Source organism: Butyrivibrio sp., assembly GCF_017433805.1.
In the GTDB taxonomy this organism is placed as follows: Bacteria; Bacillota; Clostridia; order Lachnospirales; family Lachnospiraceae; genus Butyrivibrio.
On the sequence record NZ_JAFRGN010000036.1, the window covers coordinates 85,612 to 102,450 of the forward strand.

16 protein-coding genes are annotated in these 16,839 nt (G+C 41.4%); 6 read left to right on the plus strand and 10 right to left on the minus strand.

All coding sequences use genetic code 11. From position 1 onward, the window contains the following. Nucleotides 1-210 precede the first annotated feature (210 nt). Nucleotides 211-627: a LysM peptidoglycan-binding domain-containing protein gene (locus tag IJI01_RS09245; RefSeq protein WP_292189170.1), complete on the plus strand. Its 417-nt coding sequence runs from the start codon at nt 211-213 to the stop codon at nt 625-627. A 52-nt stretch (nt 628-679) separates the two neighbouring features. Here the strand turns inward: IJI01_RS09245 and rho are convergent, their stop codons facing one another. The 8 genes from rho to pheA form a co-directional block, all read right to left on the minus strand. Further along, on the minus strand, nt 680-2,149 hold the full coding sequence (gene rho / locus IJI01_RS09250) for a transcription termination factor Rho (protein WP_292189174.1): 1,470 nt from the start codon (nt 2,147-2,149) through the stop codon (nt 680-682). A 182-nt stretch (nt 2,150-2,331) separates the two neighbouring features. Continuing rightward, on the minus strand, nt 2,332-3,180 hold the full coding sequence (locus IJI01_RS09255; protein ID WP_292189177.1) for a PHP domain-containing protein: 849 nt from the start codon (nt 3,178-3,180) through the stop codon (nt 2,332-2,334). 21 nt (nt 3,181-3,201) lie between these two features. Further along, entirely contained in the window at nt 3,202-4,014 is an 813-nt protein-coding gene (locus tag IJI01_RS09260) for a Cof-type HAD-IIB family hydrolase (RefSeq protein WP_292189180.1), read from the minus strand. 87 nt (nt 4,015-4,101) lie between these two features. After that, nucleotides 4,102-4,356 (minus strand): hypothetical protein, encoded by a 255-nt coding sequence (locus tag IJI01_RS09265; protein ID WP_029230929.1) that lies wholly within the window; start codon nt 4,354-4,356, stop codon nt 4,102-4,104. Nucleotides 4,357-4,402: 46 nt separating this feature from the next. Then, on the minus strand, nt 4,403-4,990 hold the full coding sequence (locus IJI01_RS09270; RefSeq protein ID WP_292189184.1) for a Maf family protein: 588 nt from the start codon (nt 4,988-4,990) through the stop codon (nt 4,403-4,405). Nucleotides 4,991-4,994: 4 nt separating this feature from the next. Continuing rightward, complete coding sequence (locus tag IJI01_RS09275) at nt 4,995-7,148, minus strand: RNA degradosome polyphosphate kinase (protein WP_292189186.1); 2,154 nt, start codon at nt 7,146-7,148, stop codon at nt 4,995-4,997. Between the two features lie 7 nt (nt 7,149-7,155). Beyond that, nucleotides 7,156-8,700, minus strand: a complete 1,545-nt coding sequence (locus IJI01_RS09280) for a Ppx/GppA phosphatase family protein (protein ID WP_292189188.1) — start codon at nt 8,698-8,700, stop codon at nt 7,156-7,158. A 45-nt stretch (nt 8,701-8,745) separates the two neighbouring features. Beyond that, nucleotides 8,746-9,873 (minus strand): prephenate dehydratase, encoded by a 1,128-nt coding sequence (gene pheA, locus IJI01_RS09285; protein ID WP_292189190.1) that lies wholly within the window; start codon nt 9,871-9,873, stop codon nt 8,746-8,748. A gap of 169 nt (nt 9,874-10,042) precedes the next feature. Between pheA and IJI01_RS09290 the strand changes: the two genes are divergently transcribed. The 3 genes from IJI01_RS09290 (at nt 10,043) to IJI01_RS09300 (ending at nt 12,529) form a co-directional block, all read left to right on the plus strand. Continuing rightward, nucleotides 10,043-11,050, plus strand: coding sequence for a DUF5050 domain-containing protein (locus tag IJI01_RS09290; RefSeq protein ID WP_292189192.1), 1,008 nt, complete (start codon nt 10,043-10,045; stop codon nt 11,048-11,050). Between the two features lie 72 nt (nt 11,051-11,122). Next, nucleotides 11,123-12,070, plus strand: coding sequence for an aspartate carbamoyltransferase (gene pyrB, locus IJI01_RS09295; protein WP_292189533.1), 948 nt, complete (start codon nt 11,123-11,125; stop codon nt 12,068-12,070). Between the two features lie 12 nt (nt 12,071-12,082). Continuing rightward, nucleotides 12,083-12,529: an aspartate carbamoyltransferase regulatory subunit gene (locus IJI01_RS09300; protein ID WP_292189194.1), complete on the plus strand. Its 447-nt coding sequence runs from the start codon at nt 12,083-12,085 to the stop codon at nt 12,527-12,529. Between the two features lie 339 nt (nt 12,530-12,868). Here IJI01_RS09300 and IJI01_RS09305 read toward each other — a convergent pair whose 3' ends face one another. Together IJI01_RS09305 and IJI01_RS09310 are read right to left on the minus strand one after the other, a co-directional pair. Further along, a complete protein-coding gene (locus IJI01_RS09305; protein ID WP_292189196.1) occupies nt 12,869-13,429 on the minus strand; it encodes a CAP domain-containing protein in 561 nt (186 codons plus the stop codon). A 235-nt stretch (nt 13,430-13,664) separates the two neighbouring features. Beyond that, nucleotides 13,665-14,444, minus strand: coding sequence for a class B sortase (locus tag IJI01_RS09310; protein ID WP_292189197.1), 780 nt, complete (start codon nt 14,442-14,444; stop codon nt 13,665-13,667). A gap of 138 nt (nt 14,445-14,582) precedes the next feature. Here IJI01_RS09310 and IJI01_RS09315 point away from each other — a divergent pair, with 138 nt between their 5' ends. Further along, nucleotides 14,583-15,497 (plus strand): CPBP family intramembrane glutamic endopeptidase, encoded by a 915-nt coding sequence (locus IJI01_RS09315; RefSeq protein ID WP_292189199.1) that lies wholly within the window; start codon nt 14,583-14,585, stop codon nt 15,495-15,497. Next, nucleotides 15,481-16,821, plus strand: a complete 1,341-nt coding sequence (locus tag IJI01_RS09320; protein ID WP_292189201.1) for a DNA polymerase Y family protein — start codon at nt 15,481-15,483, stop codon at nt 16,819-16,821. Before IJI01_RS09315 ends, IJI01_RS09320 begins: the two co-directional genes overlap by 17 nt. Nucleotides 16,822-16,839 lie beyond the last annotated feature (18 nt).

The following is a 16,839-nucleotide window of genomic DNA, read 5'->3' on the forward strand; positions in this document are numbered from 1 at the left end:
CTTTAAATCGAAACTTGCCCAAACACATTACAACAGTTTGCCCAAACACATTACAACAGTTTACATAGGTGAATATTTTTGTCAAGCTGTCCAAAATATGCCCCACGTCATGTGGCAGAATATAATCATCGGAAGTCCCAAAGGCCGTAATTCCGGTCACTTCCTACATTTAACCCGTAGTTTGTTTGATATATTTTGGAGGTAAGTGTTATGACAAAAGCATTGATGGAAGCAGCAAGTCTTTATAATGATCCAAGATTTCTTTCAAAAAGCGAGATCAGAATCCGCGAGAATAAAAAGAGACGCCTGAGAATCGTCAGAAGACAGAAAATCGCTCTTTTCCTAGGTATTGCATTTATTCTTTTTATCATTCTCTTTTCCAGCTATTCTCTTATGAGCGTTGCCCAGGATGATAATTTTGTTCCAAAATGCAAATACTACAAGGTTCTGACAGTACACGCCGGTGACAACATAAGTCAGCTAGCTCAGGAATACTTTGATGAAGAGGAATATGAAGATTTTGGTTCCTACGTTTCCGAAATTTGCAAGATCAATCAGCTTACAGATTCCAACTTCATCAAGGCTGGTGAAAATATAGTAGTGCCCTACTATGATGAATATAAATAAGAAAAAAGAGACATGACGAAATGCCATGTCTCTTGTACTTATCCTATAAATATTAGAAGCGAACCTGTTTTTCAACCATTCTAACGAACTCAGTGTTGTTTCTGGTTTTGGAGAAGAGGTTGATACACTGGTCAACAGCGTCATCAGCCTTCATGCCATTGAAGCCCTTACGCAGGCTATTGATAGCAGCAAGTTCTTCTGATGTAAGAAGGAGATCTTCTCTTCTGGTGCTGGACTTAGGAATATTGATAGCAGGGAAGATTCTCTTTTCCTGAAGCTTTCTATCAAGAACCATTTCCATGTTACCTGTTCCCTTGAATTCCTCGTAGATAACGTCATCCATCTTGGAACCAGTCTCAATAAGAGCTGTAGCAAGGATTGTGAGTGATCCACCCTCTCTCATGTTACGAGCTGCACCAAAGAACTTCTTAGGCATATGAAGAGCTGCAGGATCAAGACCACCTGAAAGAGTTCTTCCTGAAGGAGGAACTACGATGTTGTATGCACGTGTAAGTCTTGTGATGGAATCGAGAAGGATCGCAACATCCTTGCCGTGCTCAACAAGTCTCTTAGCACGCTCCATAACCATCTCTGCTACTCTCTTGTGATGCTCAGGAAGCTCATCGAAGGTTGAATAGATAACCTCTGCGTTTGGTCCCTCGATAGATTCCTTGATATCTGTAACTTCCTCTGGTCTCTCATCGATAAGAAGGATGATCAGATGAATATTGTTGTCACTCTTTAAGATAGACTTCGCTACATCCTTGAGAAGTGTTGTCTTACCAGCCTTAGGAGGAGATACGATCATACCTCTCTGTCCCTTACCAATTGGGCTGATGAGATCCATGATTCTCATAGCTACTGATGATCCAGGCTGCTCAAGCTTGATTCTGGAATTAGGGAAAATAGGTGTCATATTCTCAAAGTTCCATCTTCCCATAGCAACTTCTGGCTTGTATCCATTAACAGAATCAAGAACCAAAAGAGCTGCAAACTTATCTGTCTCCTTCTTGGCTCTGCATCTGCCCTTAAGAATATCACCAGTCTTGAGGTTGAACTTCCTGATAAGGCTTGGTGCTACATATACATCATTCTCACCAGGAAGATAGTTTTCGCATCTGATGAATCCATAGCCATCCTGCATAACCTCAAGGATACCATTTGCATCATCGCCATCAGCGATCTCTTCTTCTGTCTTCTCAGCCTCAGCTGTCTTCTCAGGTCTTTCTGATCTCTCTGGTCTAGCTGGTCTTCTATCTTCTGTATTCTCAGCTGTCTTAGGTGCTGGCTTAGCATTTCCACCTGTAACAACTATATTTTTCTTCTTAGGTACTGGCTTAGGGCTTTCTTCCTTTTCAGCCTCTTTCTTAGGTTCCTGCTTCTGTGCGTTTTCTTTTTCATCCATCTCGCACATAATATCAATTATCTCAGATTTCTTGAGCGCTGTAGCCCCCTTTATGCCTCTTTTCTTGGCAATTTCTCTAAGGTCATTAAGTTTAAGTGTCTCGTATCTTTCTCTCAAAACATCTCCATTTCTGCGCAACAAAGGCGCTAATTTAAAACATATAAAAATTAGTAAAGCAAAAAATTAACTGTGGGAAAAATAAACGACCGCAACTATATTGCATTTGTTTAAAGAATATAAATCATCAAAATCCTGTTTAATTTTTTCAACACGTAGCATACAATATTTTTTTTATAAAATCAACTATAATTTTTTATTTGCTCCAAAACATTTTCCGGAACAAACAACTTACCATAGCCAACACCCAGATCTATAGCGGGTTTATTGTCACCATGGAAATCTGATCCACCACTAATAAGAAGACCATGCTTTTCTGCAAGCTCTTTCATCTGACGCTCTTCATATGCTTCATAGGTGGAATAAATAGCCTCGAGTCCAGCAAGACCAGCATCAATAAGACGTACTACCAAAGCCTCCAGCTTCTCATCACTCAAGTGGTAAAGAATTGGATGCGCAAGGATAGGAACACCACCATTTTTGATAATAGTCTCAATAGCCATCTCTGGAGTAATGTTCTCTCTTGGAACATAGTATGGACAGTGATCTCCAATATATCTGTCAAAAACTTCCTGCTTGGAACTCACATATCCCTTTTCTAACATGTACTTGGCAAAATGAGCCCTTGTAATAACTGTGTTAGGATTAGCATCGCAAAGCGCCTCATAGGTAATATCAAAACCAGTTCCCTCAGAGAGCTTTTTGCACATCTTGATATTTCTCTCGACACGGGAGTTCATAAAAGAGTCGATGGTATCAAGAAGCTCCTGGTCGTTGTAGTTCATATAAAGCCCTACGACATGGACGTCCTTGCCCTCATTGACAGTAGAAAACTCTATACCAGGAACAAACTCCATATCTGGATAATTGGCTTTAGCATACTCGTCAGCCTCTTTAAGTCCCTTAACTGTATCGTGATCTGTAAGAGCAATAGCTGCAAGTCCCTTGGCATACGCATAGTCCATAAGTTCCTGAACAGAATATGTACCGTCTGAACATGTTGAATGTGTATGTAAATCTATAGCTCTCATTGTTTTCTCCGTTTCAAAATATCAGCCTATAGCCTGCAAAATAAAGGGCGCAAGGCCATCATTGTTATTATCCTCACTGGTAACCACATTGGCGCTTTTCTTAACAAGCTCAGTACCATTTATCATGGCTATTCCGCAGCCTGCAGCCTCGATCATCGAGATATCATTCTGCTCATCTCCAGCTGCATAGGTGTTTTCAAGAGGTATTTCCAGAATATCAGCAAGTCTTTTGACCGCGCTTCCTTTTCCCGCCTCTGCAGGAAAAATCTCCATGTAATATGGATTGGAATACAGCAGGGTAAGCTTACCTTCTGTCATCTCGTACAGGGCTTTCCTAAAGCGCTCTTGCTTATCATGGTCATGAAGCTCAATGGCGATCATCTTGGATGGCGGCGCCTGAAGTTCGCTCATAACATCATCAGTTACAATAAGCGGAGTCTTGATAACTCTCCTGTAATAATCCATGCATTCGCCGTCATGCCTTGAAACAATATGTGTTTCATTGTAGGTATGACAATGTATACCATACTCATCCGCAAGGTCTAGTATTGGTTCCACCATTTCCAGAGGAATTCCGGTCTTAAACACATACCTTCCTTCATCTACACTATAAATTTCTGTACCATTTGAACCACACAGAAAGCTCCCCTTGAAATCAAGTCCAAGTCCCTCGTACACAGCCTTGGCGCTGTCAATTGCTCTCCCCGTGTTGATACAGAAATGATTTCCTGCTTCAGTAAACTTTTTAAGTGCCTCCATTGTCCCTGGCGTTATCTCTTTTTGCTTGTTCAAAAGAGTTCCATCCAGGTCAAAGAAAAATATCTTTTTACTCACATCTATCTCCAAGACAAAACAAAATCTTTACCCAAATTTGCGCGAAAAATGGGTAAAGATTCTCTGATCATTTAATCGCGAATAACATCAGCCCTCAACTATAAGGTATCTGCCATCGCCTATATCAAATACTTCATCAGCATCAAGCACATTACCACCCTCGGTATCAACGCCTGATTCCTCAAAGTACTCTTCAACTTCATCAACGCCGTCCACAACAACAGCCATGCAGTCCTCTAAAAATGCCTCTGCCTCTTCCATATTGGACGCAACATCCTCAGGAAAAAGCTGCCCCTGATTTTCCAAAAAACATCTCAGAACTGCCTCATCATACTCGTGCATAATTAAAATCCTCCAAAAATCCTTTTCGAAGCTATGCGTTTTCTCCTTACAAAAGCTCATGCTCCTGCATTTCATGATAGAGTCTTGCGATTGGAAGCCCAACTACATTGTAGTAGTCACCTCTGATACCTGAAATAAATATAGCAAACTGTCCCTGGACACCGTAGCCTCCTGCCTTGTCATCCGGTTCACCTGTCGCTACGTAAGTTTCTATTTCCTTGTCAGTCATAGGTGCTACATCCACCAGTGTTTCTTCATGGAAGGTAAAAGACTTCGCTTCCCCCTTCTCGTCAGTATAGAAAACTGTCACACCTGTGTACACCGCGTGAGTGTTACCTGAAAGGTCTCTGATCATCCGCGTTGCATCCGCTCTGTCCGCGGGCTTACCAAGCACTCTACGATTATATGATACAACGGTGTCTGCGCCGATTACAACTAGTCTATCTGTCTCATTCGTAAAAATTTTGTGAAAAATCTCGGAAGCTTTTTTGAAAGAAAGCTCCTCAACCATCTTGCTAGGCTCGGTGTTATCAGCGTTTTCATCGCCCACTGCCGGAATAACCTCATAATTTGGAATCACCTTGGCAAGAAGCTCCCTTCTCCTTGGTGATCCTGATGCTAAAACATATCTCATATTATCAAACCTTCATTTCTGGTATGAACACTCTGGAATTCTGAGAATTCATTACCTTTGAATTTTTGGCTGCTTCTTCGCCAAATACTTTCTGGGAGTTGATTCTATCAGATGCATCTATCTTTTGGCAATCCACCTTAACATATACGCCCTTATCATTCATCACATGAGCTTTGTCAGTGTCAGCAAGCTCTACATCAAGGATATGTCTTAGCTTTTTGCGAAGCTTATCATTCTCAACGGGGAAAAGAATCTCCACACGTCTCTCAAGGTTACGTGGCATCCAGTCTGCGCTACTGCAGTAATACTCAGGGCTTCCACCGTTTTCAAAATAGAATATTCTGCTGTGCTCAAGGTAATTACCAACTATGGATCTGACTGATATATTCTCGCTTACTCCTGGAATTCCAGTGCGAAGGCAACATATACCTCTTACAATGAGATCAATCTTAACTCCCATGGAGCTTGCCTTATATAGCTCAGCTATTACCTCTTTGTGACAGATTGAATTCATCTTGGCAACGATATGGGCTGGCTCTCCATTAAGAGCATGGTCCTCTTCTCTCTTGATAAGGTCCAGAACTCTGTCCTTGAGCCATAATGGCGCAAGAGACAGCTTATTCCAGCCAAGTGGCTCTGAGTAACCTGAGAGCATATTAAACACAGCTGTAGCGTCCTCACCAAAAGCTGGAGCACAGGTGAAAAGACCTACATCCGTATACTGCTTGGCTGTTGAATCATTGTAGTTACCTGTTGCAAGATGTACGTATCTCTTGATACCATCTTCCTCTCTTCTCACAACAAGAGTTATCTTACAGTGTGTCTTAAGGCCCACAAGTCCGTAGATAACGTGACAACCAGCTTTCTCAAGCATCTTGGCCCAGACGATATTGTTCTCCTCATCAAATCTGGCCTTGAGCTCAACCAGTACTGTTACCTGCTTGCCGTTGTCAGCAGCCTTGGCAAGAGCTGCGATGATTGGAGAATTACCACTTACTCTGTACAGTGTCTGCTTGATAGCAAGAACATCCGGATCAACAGCAGCGTCTTCAACGAACTTAACGACATTCTCAAAGGTCTCATACGGATGATGCATAAGGATATCGCCCTTTGAGATAACATCAAAGAGATTATCCTGTCCGATAAATTCAGGAACTGGCTGTGGCCCCTTATATCTATGCTCCTTGAGGTCATCAAAGCCCTCAAGCTTGTACATCTTCATAAGGAAGGTCAGATCAAGCGGTCCATCAATATCGTAGATTTCGTTTTCTTCTACTCCAAGCTCATCAACTATGAGCTTTAAGAGCCTTCTATTTATTCCTGTGGCAACTTCAAGCCTTATGGCCTGTCCCCACTGCCTTCTCTTGATCTGCTTCTCGATTTCTTTTAAAAGATCTTCTGCCTCATCCTCATCGATAGAAAGATCCGCATTTCTACCAACTCTGTATGGTGAACTTGTGATTACATCATAGTTAAGGAACAGCTTATCTACATTCCTCTGGATGATTTCCTCAAGGAAGATAACCTTGCGTACTTCTCTCTCCTTGCCGCCTCCCGGAATCTCAAGGATTCTTGGAAGAACGTCAGGAACCTGAACTGTAGCAAAATCTACATCATCCTTGCCCTCTTTTTTCTTAAGAAGAGCTGCAATGTTAAGTGTCTTGTTCCTGATAAGAGGGAAAGGCCTTGATGAATCTACTGCCATCGGGGTCAGAACAGGGTAAACAAATTCCTCAAAGTATCTGTCTACATACTCACCATCCTTGGCATTCAGATCCTCTGCTCTGCAGATCATAAGTCCCTTGGATAAAAGATCTGGAACAAGCTCTTTGTTATAGATTCTATACTGTTCATCTACAAAGCTGTGGACAGTAGACAGAACCTCAGTAAGCTGCTCTTTGGCAGTCATTCCGGCGATATCAAGCTTCTTGTAATCAGCATTTATCATATCCTTGAGGGAAGCAACTCTTACCATGAAGAATTCATCAAGGTTACTTGCTGATATGCTCAGGAACTTGAGCCTTTCAAACAGAGGATTATCCTTATCCTCTGCCTCTGACAGAACTCTCTCATTAAACTGAAGCCAGCTCAGCTCTCTGTTTATATAGTATTTAGGATCTTCAAAATCGAATTCCTTTTTAGACTTATTCTTAGCCATACCCACCTCACATTTTCTTTTGTCTGATGACAGGTCTTATACCAAAGACCTCTTCAAAAAATGCAGCTCTGTTATCAAATAGTCCCTTTTCAAGAGTGATATCTGCCTTGGTATCAACGTTAATAATAAGCTCATCATTAGCAAGACTTACCTTAACATCCTTAAACTTCTGCTTGTGAGTTCTGTCAAGACCATTAGCTACTCGAAGGAGCGCTGTCAGCTTGGCAACTCTTAGATAATCCTCCTTGGAGAGTCCTTCCAGATACTGGCTCTGGCTGCCATAATACTCAAAGTCCTCGTGATTGTATCTGACTACATTGGCTACTATAAGTCTCTCCAAATGTGAAAGACCTATGATCTCAGTAGACATGATGATGTTAAAAGAGCAGTCTCCAAGATAAACTACGCTGATGTACTTACCACAGTCATGAAGAATTGTGGCAATTGTAAGAAGCAGCCTGTCTCTCTGGGAAAGCCCATGAAGACTCTTTGTATTGTCAAAGATATTAAGTGCGATCTTCTGCAAAGTCTCTCGTCTTGATTTACTACCCATAAATCTCTTGGATATGTTCTGAGCACAGGCAACGATATCCTGTTCAAAGTCATGTGGTGATTTTATGAAGTTCTTTTGCTCAGCATATTCATAAGCAATACCATCACACAACGTAATACCGGGAGCCCAGATATTTGCTGCCTTGGTAACATCAAGAATACACTTTATGAGAACCCCTGAAACATACAAAAGAGGTACGTTATCTTCAGGGATATTCAGCTTTTTGGCTACAACAATATCACTGACCTGATTGGCCTGCTCCAAAAATCCCATGTACTCCTGCCTTGTAATAAAGCCAGGGTTAACGGTATCTTTTTTGAACCTCTGAATGATAGGCGAAACGTAATCGTCAATGATAATGATATTTTCTATTGTTTTATCTTTGAGATATAGTTTGGAAAATACTGATAGTTGGGAATTAACAAGTTCCGACACAAGGTCCATATATTTAAGCCTTGTGGCATGAACATACTCCATGGTTGTATGGATTCTCAGAACTCCGGTACGAAGGTTCTGAGTAGCAACCAGGGTATCTTTTTCAAAGAGTGAAATCTGAATACTGCCACCGCCAATGTCCACTATGGCTGTGGGCTTTGCAATAATCTCTTTAAAATTGCCATGTTTAAGGGCGATGGATTTGTAATCCAGAAAGCGCTGTTCTGAGTTACTGAGGATATCAATGTGTATCCCTGTTCTCTGCTCTATAAGGTCACGAACAACCACAATATCTTTGGTTTCTCTGACCGCACTGGTACCATAGGCCTGGTAGTGCGTAACACCATACCCTTTCATGATCTGCCTGAAATCACACAGAATCCTGATCATCTCATCAACATGCCTATGGGAAATGCGACCAGTTGCATAGGTCTCACTGCCCAGATCCATGCGATGTCTGACGTAATCCAGCTCTCTCACGCCATTTTTAGAAGAGAGCTCGAACACCTTAAGTGCCATCTCATAGGATCCCACATCAATTGCTGCAAAAACCTCTCCTGTCATATATTGCCCCTCATATACTAATTCTTTTACCCCGGAAATATCAGATCAATAGTTGCCGAGGATCTTCATCATCTTGGCTTCTTCTCTGAGTCCCCTCAATGCATTGCGAACAGAACTGTCCTCAAGGTTTCCTTCGAAGTCAATAAAGAATCTGTACTCCCAATCCTTGTCCTCGATAGGTCTTGATTCGATCTTGGTCATATTAAGATTATTATAAATGAAATGTGACATTATGTGGTAAAGTGAGCCGGCCTCGTGAGGAATCTCAAGGCAAAGACTGATCTTGCCAGCGCCCTTTAAAAAGACCTTCTGATTGGCCACAATAATAAATCTTGTAGAGTTAGAATCCGCCTGGTTGATACCTTCCTGAATAATATCAAGGCCATAGATTCCTGCTGCAGCTGAACTTGCGATAGCTGCCTGAGTAATATCTTTATCCTCAGCTACCTTTCTGGCAGCAAAGGCGTTGTTCTTCATACCAATCTGCTGAATATCGCTGTGCTCATTGAGGAATCTGCTGCTCTGCATAAGAGACTGTGGATGTGAATATACAGTCTTGATATCATCCAGCTTAGCCCCTGGAACACCCATGAGACAGTGTCTTATCTCGATGATCTGCTCTCCAACAATGTAGTTCTCGTACTCTGTCAGAAGATCGTATACTTCACTTACGATTCCAGCTGTGGAATTCTCTATAGGAAGGACAGCATAGTCAGCACTTCCCTCTTCCAGAACACTCATAGCATCTCTGAAGGTCTCAACATGGAAGCTCTTGACGTTCTCGCCAAAGAACTTTTTCATAGCCATCTCTGAATAAGCGCCCTCAGCTCCCTGATAGCACACTCTGGAATTATCCTTATCGATTGAATCAATAGCAATAAATGGAAGTCTTCCAGTTGCGCCAGCGCTTGCAAGCTTCTGATACTGAAGCTTACGACTCATAGACATAAGGTGGGAAAAGAGCTCCTCTACTCCGGTTCTATTAAAATCAGATGAGGCCATATCCCTTACAGCCTTTATTTTCTGAGCTTCTCTTTCTTTATCGAAAACCTTCTTGCCATTAGCGATCTTGTAATCAGCTACCTGTGAGGCAATCTCCATTCTCTTTTCAAAGAGGTCAACTATCTGCCTGTCTACACTATCTATCTCTACTCGAAGCTGTTGTAAGTCCATTGGATCCATCCTTTTCTATATAAAATATTGCCCTCATAGGCGTATCTTTACTCATAATTCCACAAAATAAGTGTAAGATAAAAACCGCTTGATAGCAATAACTGGTACGCATATAATTAAGTTAAGGACACAATATTGGGTAGCTTGTTTTATATGCGAGGGGCATATTATGAACAGACGACGAACTATTTTAGCCTTTATTATTGTCACACTTCTGATCGTTGCAGTAGTGATATTTACTATATTGGATAAAAGAGTCCCAAGAGCCCCTTCCGATCATGGCAATTCTGCCGGTAATCTCCACAATGGTGGCCTGTTTTTTGAAATGGATGGCAAGGTATATTTTGCTAATCCCTATGATTCTGACTGTCTATATTCTATGGATCCCGATGAAACTCATCCCAAGCGACTTACAAGTATGCGCGTTAAATATATAAGCGGAGCCAATGGTTTTCTGTATTTTTACATGGACTCAACCAAGAAGTCCGGCTCTGTAGGCGGTCTTGGTACCGTAGCCAACCAATATGGTATATACAGATGTAAGGTAAATGGAAGCGATCAGACATGTCTTCTCAGGGATTTCTGTGGAGAAATGCAGTTATGCGGAGAATATATATATTATATAACAAAATTGGATGGCGGAGCTCTCAACAAAATCCGTGTAGATAAAAAGAATAGGTCTGTTGTCGCACCTGAAGCCATCTCTCCTGTATGCTATGACAATGGTTATATCTTCTATACAGGAGTATCTGAGGATCACAGGATTCATGCTATGAACACTCAGGCTGGGGACACAATAAGCGATGTTTTACCAGGACATCTCTTCTTCCCTGTTGTAAAAGGTAACTATATCTACTATATGAACGGAGATTCCAATTATAGCCTCTGGCGTACCAATCTCATGACTGGGGAAACCGAGATCGTTACTTCAGAGCGTATTGACTACTACACCCTTGATGATCAGCATGTTTACTACGCTTACGCCAACGGCCAGAATTCCGCGCTTAAAATGTGCGACCTTGATGGCTATGGCAAAACCGTTCTTTTTGAGGGTGTAACAAATAGTTTGAATGTAACATCACATTATCTGTATTTTAAGGTTTACGGGAATGACGATGTGGTGTATCATATGCCATTGGATGGAACAAATCGGATTTCAGTTCTGACTTTCGACTGATGGGGACGTTCCATTCTGGCAAAGAGGTATTTTTCACAATCATTTAATGTATGAGGAGAAGGTATGAATAACTTGCGACACATGATGAACCCTCTTGATTTCTCTGTCGAGGAGCTTGAGGCATTATTCGATGTAGCCAATGACATCGAAAACAACATGGCAGCCTATTCGCACAAGTGCGATGGCAAGATTTTAGCCACCTGTTTCTATGAACCCAGTACCAGAACAAGACTTAGTTTTGAGACCGCAATGCTCCGTCTCGGGGGCAAGACTCTCGGCTTTGCAGATGCCGGATCATCTTCAGCAGCCAAGGGCGAAAGCGTAGCCGATACAATACGTGTTATTTCCTGTTTCGCAGATATCTGCGCGATGCGTCATCCAAAAGAAGGTGCTCCAATGGTAGCAGCTTCCAATTCTCTCATTCCTGTTATCAATGCAGGTGATGGCGGACATCAGCATCCCACTCAGACACTTACAGATCTTTTAACTATCAGATCTTTATATGGCAAGCTTGGCGATTTTACTATCGGTCTTTGCGGCGATCTTAAATTTGGACGTACTGTCCACTCTCTTATAAATGCTCTTACCAGATACACTGGTATTCATTTTATTTTCATTTCCCCCAAGGAGCTCAAGGTTCCTGACTACATAACTGAAATGCTCGATTCTAAGGGTCTTACCTATGAAGAAGTAATTAAGCTCGAAGATGTTATGCCTCGACTCGACTTCCTGTACATGACAAGAGTACAGAAAGAGCGTTTCTTCAACGAAGAAGACTACATACGTCTGAAGAACTTCTATATTCTGGACAAGGCCAAGATGGAGCTTGCAAAAGAGAAAATGTTCATTCTCCATCCACTTCCACGTGTAAACGAGATCTCTGTAGAAATCGACAGCGATCCAAGAGCCGCATATTTCAAACAGGTTCAGTATGGCCTCTACGTTAGAATGGCCCTGATCCTCACCTTGCTGGATATGACTGATGCTCACATGAACGAAGGTTTACTAAGGGAATTCTAAAGGAGGAAATAAATGTTAAATATTGGAAAAATCGAAGAAGGCTTCGTTCTCGACCACATCCAGGCCGGAAAAAGCATGCAGATATACAAACACCTTGGTCTTGATAAACTCGACTCAACAGTAGCCATCATCAAGAATGCTAAAAGTAAGGCCATGGGTAAAAAGGATATCTTAAAGATTGAATGTGACATTGAATCACTTGATCTCGACATTCTCGCCTACATCGACCACAACATCACAGTAAACGTAATCAAGGATGGCGAAATCATCGAGAAACGCTCTCTTGTACTTCCTAAGCAGATCACCGGAGTTATCAAGTGCCATAACCCTAGATGTATCTCCTCTATCGAACAGGAACTCCCACAGATCTTCTACCTCGCTGATGAGAAGAAGGAAATTTACCGTTGCAAATACTGTGACGAGAAGTACAGTGATGGAGATGCTGCAGCGAAGGTTTGACGACAACTTAACGACACATTATTGATTCATTGCAAATTGCATCTATAATAGCAGAATCCGCATTTTTGATGCCTTTTCCAAAGAAATAACAAAATCAAGTGCATCATTATTTCAATATTTTCAATAATAGATGCAAGTAGAATCGAAAAAGCTTGAATTATGTCATCAAAAATAGAGAGCTCTCCATTTTTTGATGCATTTTACCACATTCGAAGTGCCACCAGACTCGGAACCGCTTCGCTTGTTCCTCGTTGGTGCGGCTTCGCCGTATGAAACAATAAAAAAATCGGATGCCTTGCAAGCAAGCATCCGATTTTTATTATCGTTTCGCACTTCTCATTAATATCCAAACTCCTGTGCCCAGTACCAACTTCCATCACCTGTCTGGCAAACTGCGATACCAACTGTCTTGTATCCGCCATCCATAATGTTAGCTGCATGAGTTGGTGAATTCATCCAAGCTGTGTAAACACTGTCAGCCGACTGATACAGCTTAGCAAGATTCTCACCGTACTGAACATTACTATCAACTGTCCAGAAATCTGATCCATTAGGTCTTGTGTGTGAGAATACTGATGTGATCTCACTAGCACGAACCTGAGCTGCATTTGTAAGAGCATCACTCCATACAAGTGCTGCAAGACCTCTTGCTACTCTCTCCTGATTCATAAGATTAAATACTGCATAGCAAGCATCGATTGCAGCCTGGCTTGATGCAGCAGATCCAGCAAGTGCAATAGCCTCATCATCGATCCAGATTTCACCGACGCCTTCATCCATTCCTCTTACAGCAGCCTGATCATCGATAACTGAATCAGCAGATGATGATCCACATGCAACGAAGGTGAATGCTAAAACCAGCGCCATTGATACTGCAAACACTTTCTTAAACTTTTTCATATTTTAATCTCCTACTTGATTAATCCTAGAGTTAATATAGTAACCCACTTAATCATTTTCTTATAATAATGGTACCGTAACAAATAACCCAAATCAATAACACAGCGATAGATTTTATGCTTATTTTAGTATATTATTTCACTTTTAATTAACACACTTTGAAATTATAATTCACATATGATTGATCATATGATTTATACTATAAAAACAATCCATTTTCGAAATTTGATGCATCTTATCTTTCCCATGCTGCGGTCTTGTACGTGTGTACTACGAACCTCTTGCCGCTTCCAGACTGGCCGCTACAGGTAGATAATGTCAAAAGACTAGGTTTACCCGAGAAGTCAGCATCTGCCGGTCTTGGATATGCCGAATGTAACTGGATATATTCAAGCAAGTCCTCGTAGGATTCGTCTGTTTCAACAACTTTATAAGCTTCACTTCCTACTTTCGTGATGTAATAGCCAAATACACGATACTGGAAAACGTAATCCTTGGTATATACATAAACGTAGGGGTTTTCTTCCAGCAAATGCTCATTACCAGTGGCATACAGCTTTTTGAGACTTCCGAACATGGATCCATTTCTCATGTTATGTCCAAAAACTATATCATGCATTCCTCTGAACTCTTCATCGCTGAGAACATCTTCAAACAAACATCCAGCCTTATTTACCTGTTTATCAAAGGTGAGATGAATGTATTCGTCTACTGTATTCTCTTTTACCACGGGATAACTGATTTCAAGACAAGGAAAATATAGCCATGCAACCACGTCTTCGTTGATTTCCTCAAGCTTATCAAAATCAATCTGAATAAGTGGATAATAAATTACCTGCGCACTATCTTCCTCTTTGGGCCAGGTGACTGCCATAGACTCAATTTCTTCATACTCGTCGTCAGCCACGGCATATTCTTTTTGATCATCATAGATTCTGACTGCTTCATACACGATTATGCCAAGGCATAGTATGATAGCCAGAATTCGCAAGACTTTTAAGACAGTTTTATTCATAATCTTCCCCTCTAAGATCAAATCTTGAAATCGTTAATATTATATCAATAATATGTATACGATTCATAAATTAATATTATCACTTATTCACACATGCTGTATACTAAACTTGTATGAAATTAAAGGAGGGGACCTAAAATGGAAGAAAAACAGAGCATCTTCAAAAAAATCCACACAGATAGATTCAGATGGAATGATTTCTTTATCATTCCAATGTTCCTCACATATATAATGATCATCGCAGGTGAAGTCCTTGGGCAGCTCATAATAGGGCTTTTGTTCGGAAATGCCATTGCAAAGGATGAAACAGGCTTTTTAGAGATTACAACCATGTACTTACTTTTCATTGGTATGTGGATCATTACCTTGTTATGTATAGTTGTTTCCAAGGGAAATAGACCTGTTCTCAAGGCTCTTTGGACTGCACCCAAGGGAAATAACGTTAAGTATTTATTACTTGGATTGTTAATTGGCTTTGTAACTAACATGATCTGCGCTATCACAGCAATGATCAACAAAGATATCAGTATTTACTATGATTCATTTCCATTTCTTCAGCTGGTAATCATATTCATAGCTGTGTTTATTCAGTCATCTGCCGAAGAACTGGTTTGCAGAGGTTTCCTGTATTACAGGCTCAGACGAGGCTACAGACATCCAGCAGTTGCAATAGTATTAAACGCCCTCTTATTTGCCTCTATACACGTTGGCAATCCTGGTGTTAGCAATCTAGCCCTTCTCGACATTTTTATCACAGGAATTTTCTTCTCACTGATGGTTTATTATCTGGACAGCATCTGGTGTGCGATGGCAGCTCACGCAGCATGGAACTACACTCAGAACATTATCCTTGGCCTTCCTAACAGCGGTATAGTTTCTCCATTTTCAATTTTCAAGCTTGATGCTGCTTCGGCCACAGATTCTTTTGCCTACAGTGTAGCCTTCGGACTTGAAGGAACTATCCTTTCAACTGTTGTAATGGCTGCTGGCTGCGTGGTACTATACGTATTATTCCACAATAAAGAAGTAAAGGCTTATGACCCCTGGAACTAATTTTGCTGATTCTTACACAAACATCATATTTCACATAGACGTTAATTCTGCATTTCTATCCTGGTCTGCGGTAAAAAAGCTTAAGGATGAGCCAGGCAGTATTGACCTGCGCACAGTTCCTTCTGCTGTTGGCGGCGATGTCAAAAGCCGCCACGGTATCATTACCGCCAAATCTATCCCAGCTAAAAAATATGGAATTGTAACTGGAGAGCCCGTTGTTAAGGCTCTCCAGAAATGTCCTGATCTGATTCTCATCCCAGGCGACTTTAATACCTACAGAGAATATTCCAGAGCTTTCATTGAGATAATCAGCAAGTACTCTCCTGTGGTTCAGCAGGTCTCAATAGATGAGGCCTATATCGACATGTCCGGCTCCAGAAATCTTTTTGCATATTCGGAAACAGACGAATATCCATTTCCACTTAATGTAGCCAAAATGATCCGGGATGAAATCAGAAACACCCTAGGTTTTACTGTTAACATTGGCATTTCCTGTAATAAGCTCCTTGCCAAAATGGCAAGCGATTTCCAAAAGCCTGACAGGACACATACTCTTTTCCCAGAAGAAATCGAGACCAAAATGTGGCCTCTTCCAATAGGTGACCTCTATGGTTGTGGCAAATCAACAGCATCAAGGCTCATGTCAGTAGGCATCAGGACTATCGGCGATGCAGCAACTTCCGATCCTGAGTTTCTATATTCAATTCTTGGAGAAAATGGCGGTGGATACATCTATGCGAGTGCCAACGGCTATGGCAACACCGAAGTCAGTGAGCACTACGAGGATGCCAAGAGTTATTCCAACGAAACTACTCTCTCTTCTGATCTGACTGCCGATTCCTACGATAAAGAAATCGTACCAGTTCTCAAACATCTGTCGGCCAGTGTTTCAAGAAGGCTTAAAAGAGATCATGTATATGGCCAGACAGTAACTGTCAGCGTCAAAACTGGTAACTTCAAGCGCCACTCATGCCAGATGAAGGGCTCTGACCTGATTGATGATGAGAATACCATATATGAATATGCCAAAATCCTAGCAGATAAGCTCCTGCTTGGAGATGATGGTCTATTTATCCGAGGCGAAGTTGTGAGACTTGTGGGCGTTGGAGTATCCAAGATTGACGATGGTTCCTACAGACAGCTTAGTTTGTTTGATGTCATGAGTAAAGAACAGGGCACATCCAGGAACATCCAGCCTGATAAAAATGTAAATGAAGAATTTGAAAAGAAAATTGAAAAGCAGAAAAAACTGGACAAGATGTCCGAAGCAATAGATTCCCGCTACGGGAAAGGAACCATATTTAAAGGGAGCAACCTCAAATAATTCAAGGTTTGCTCCCTT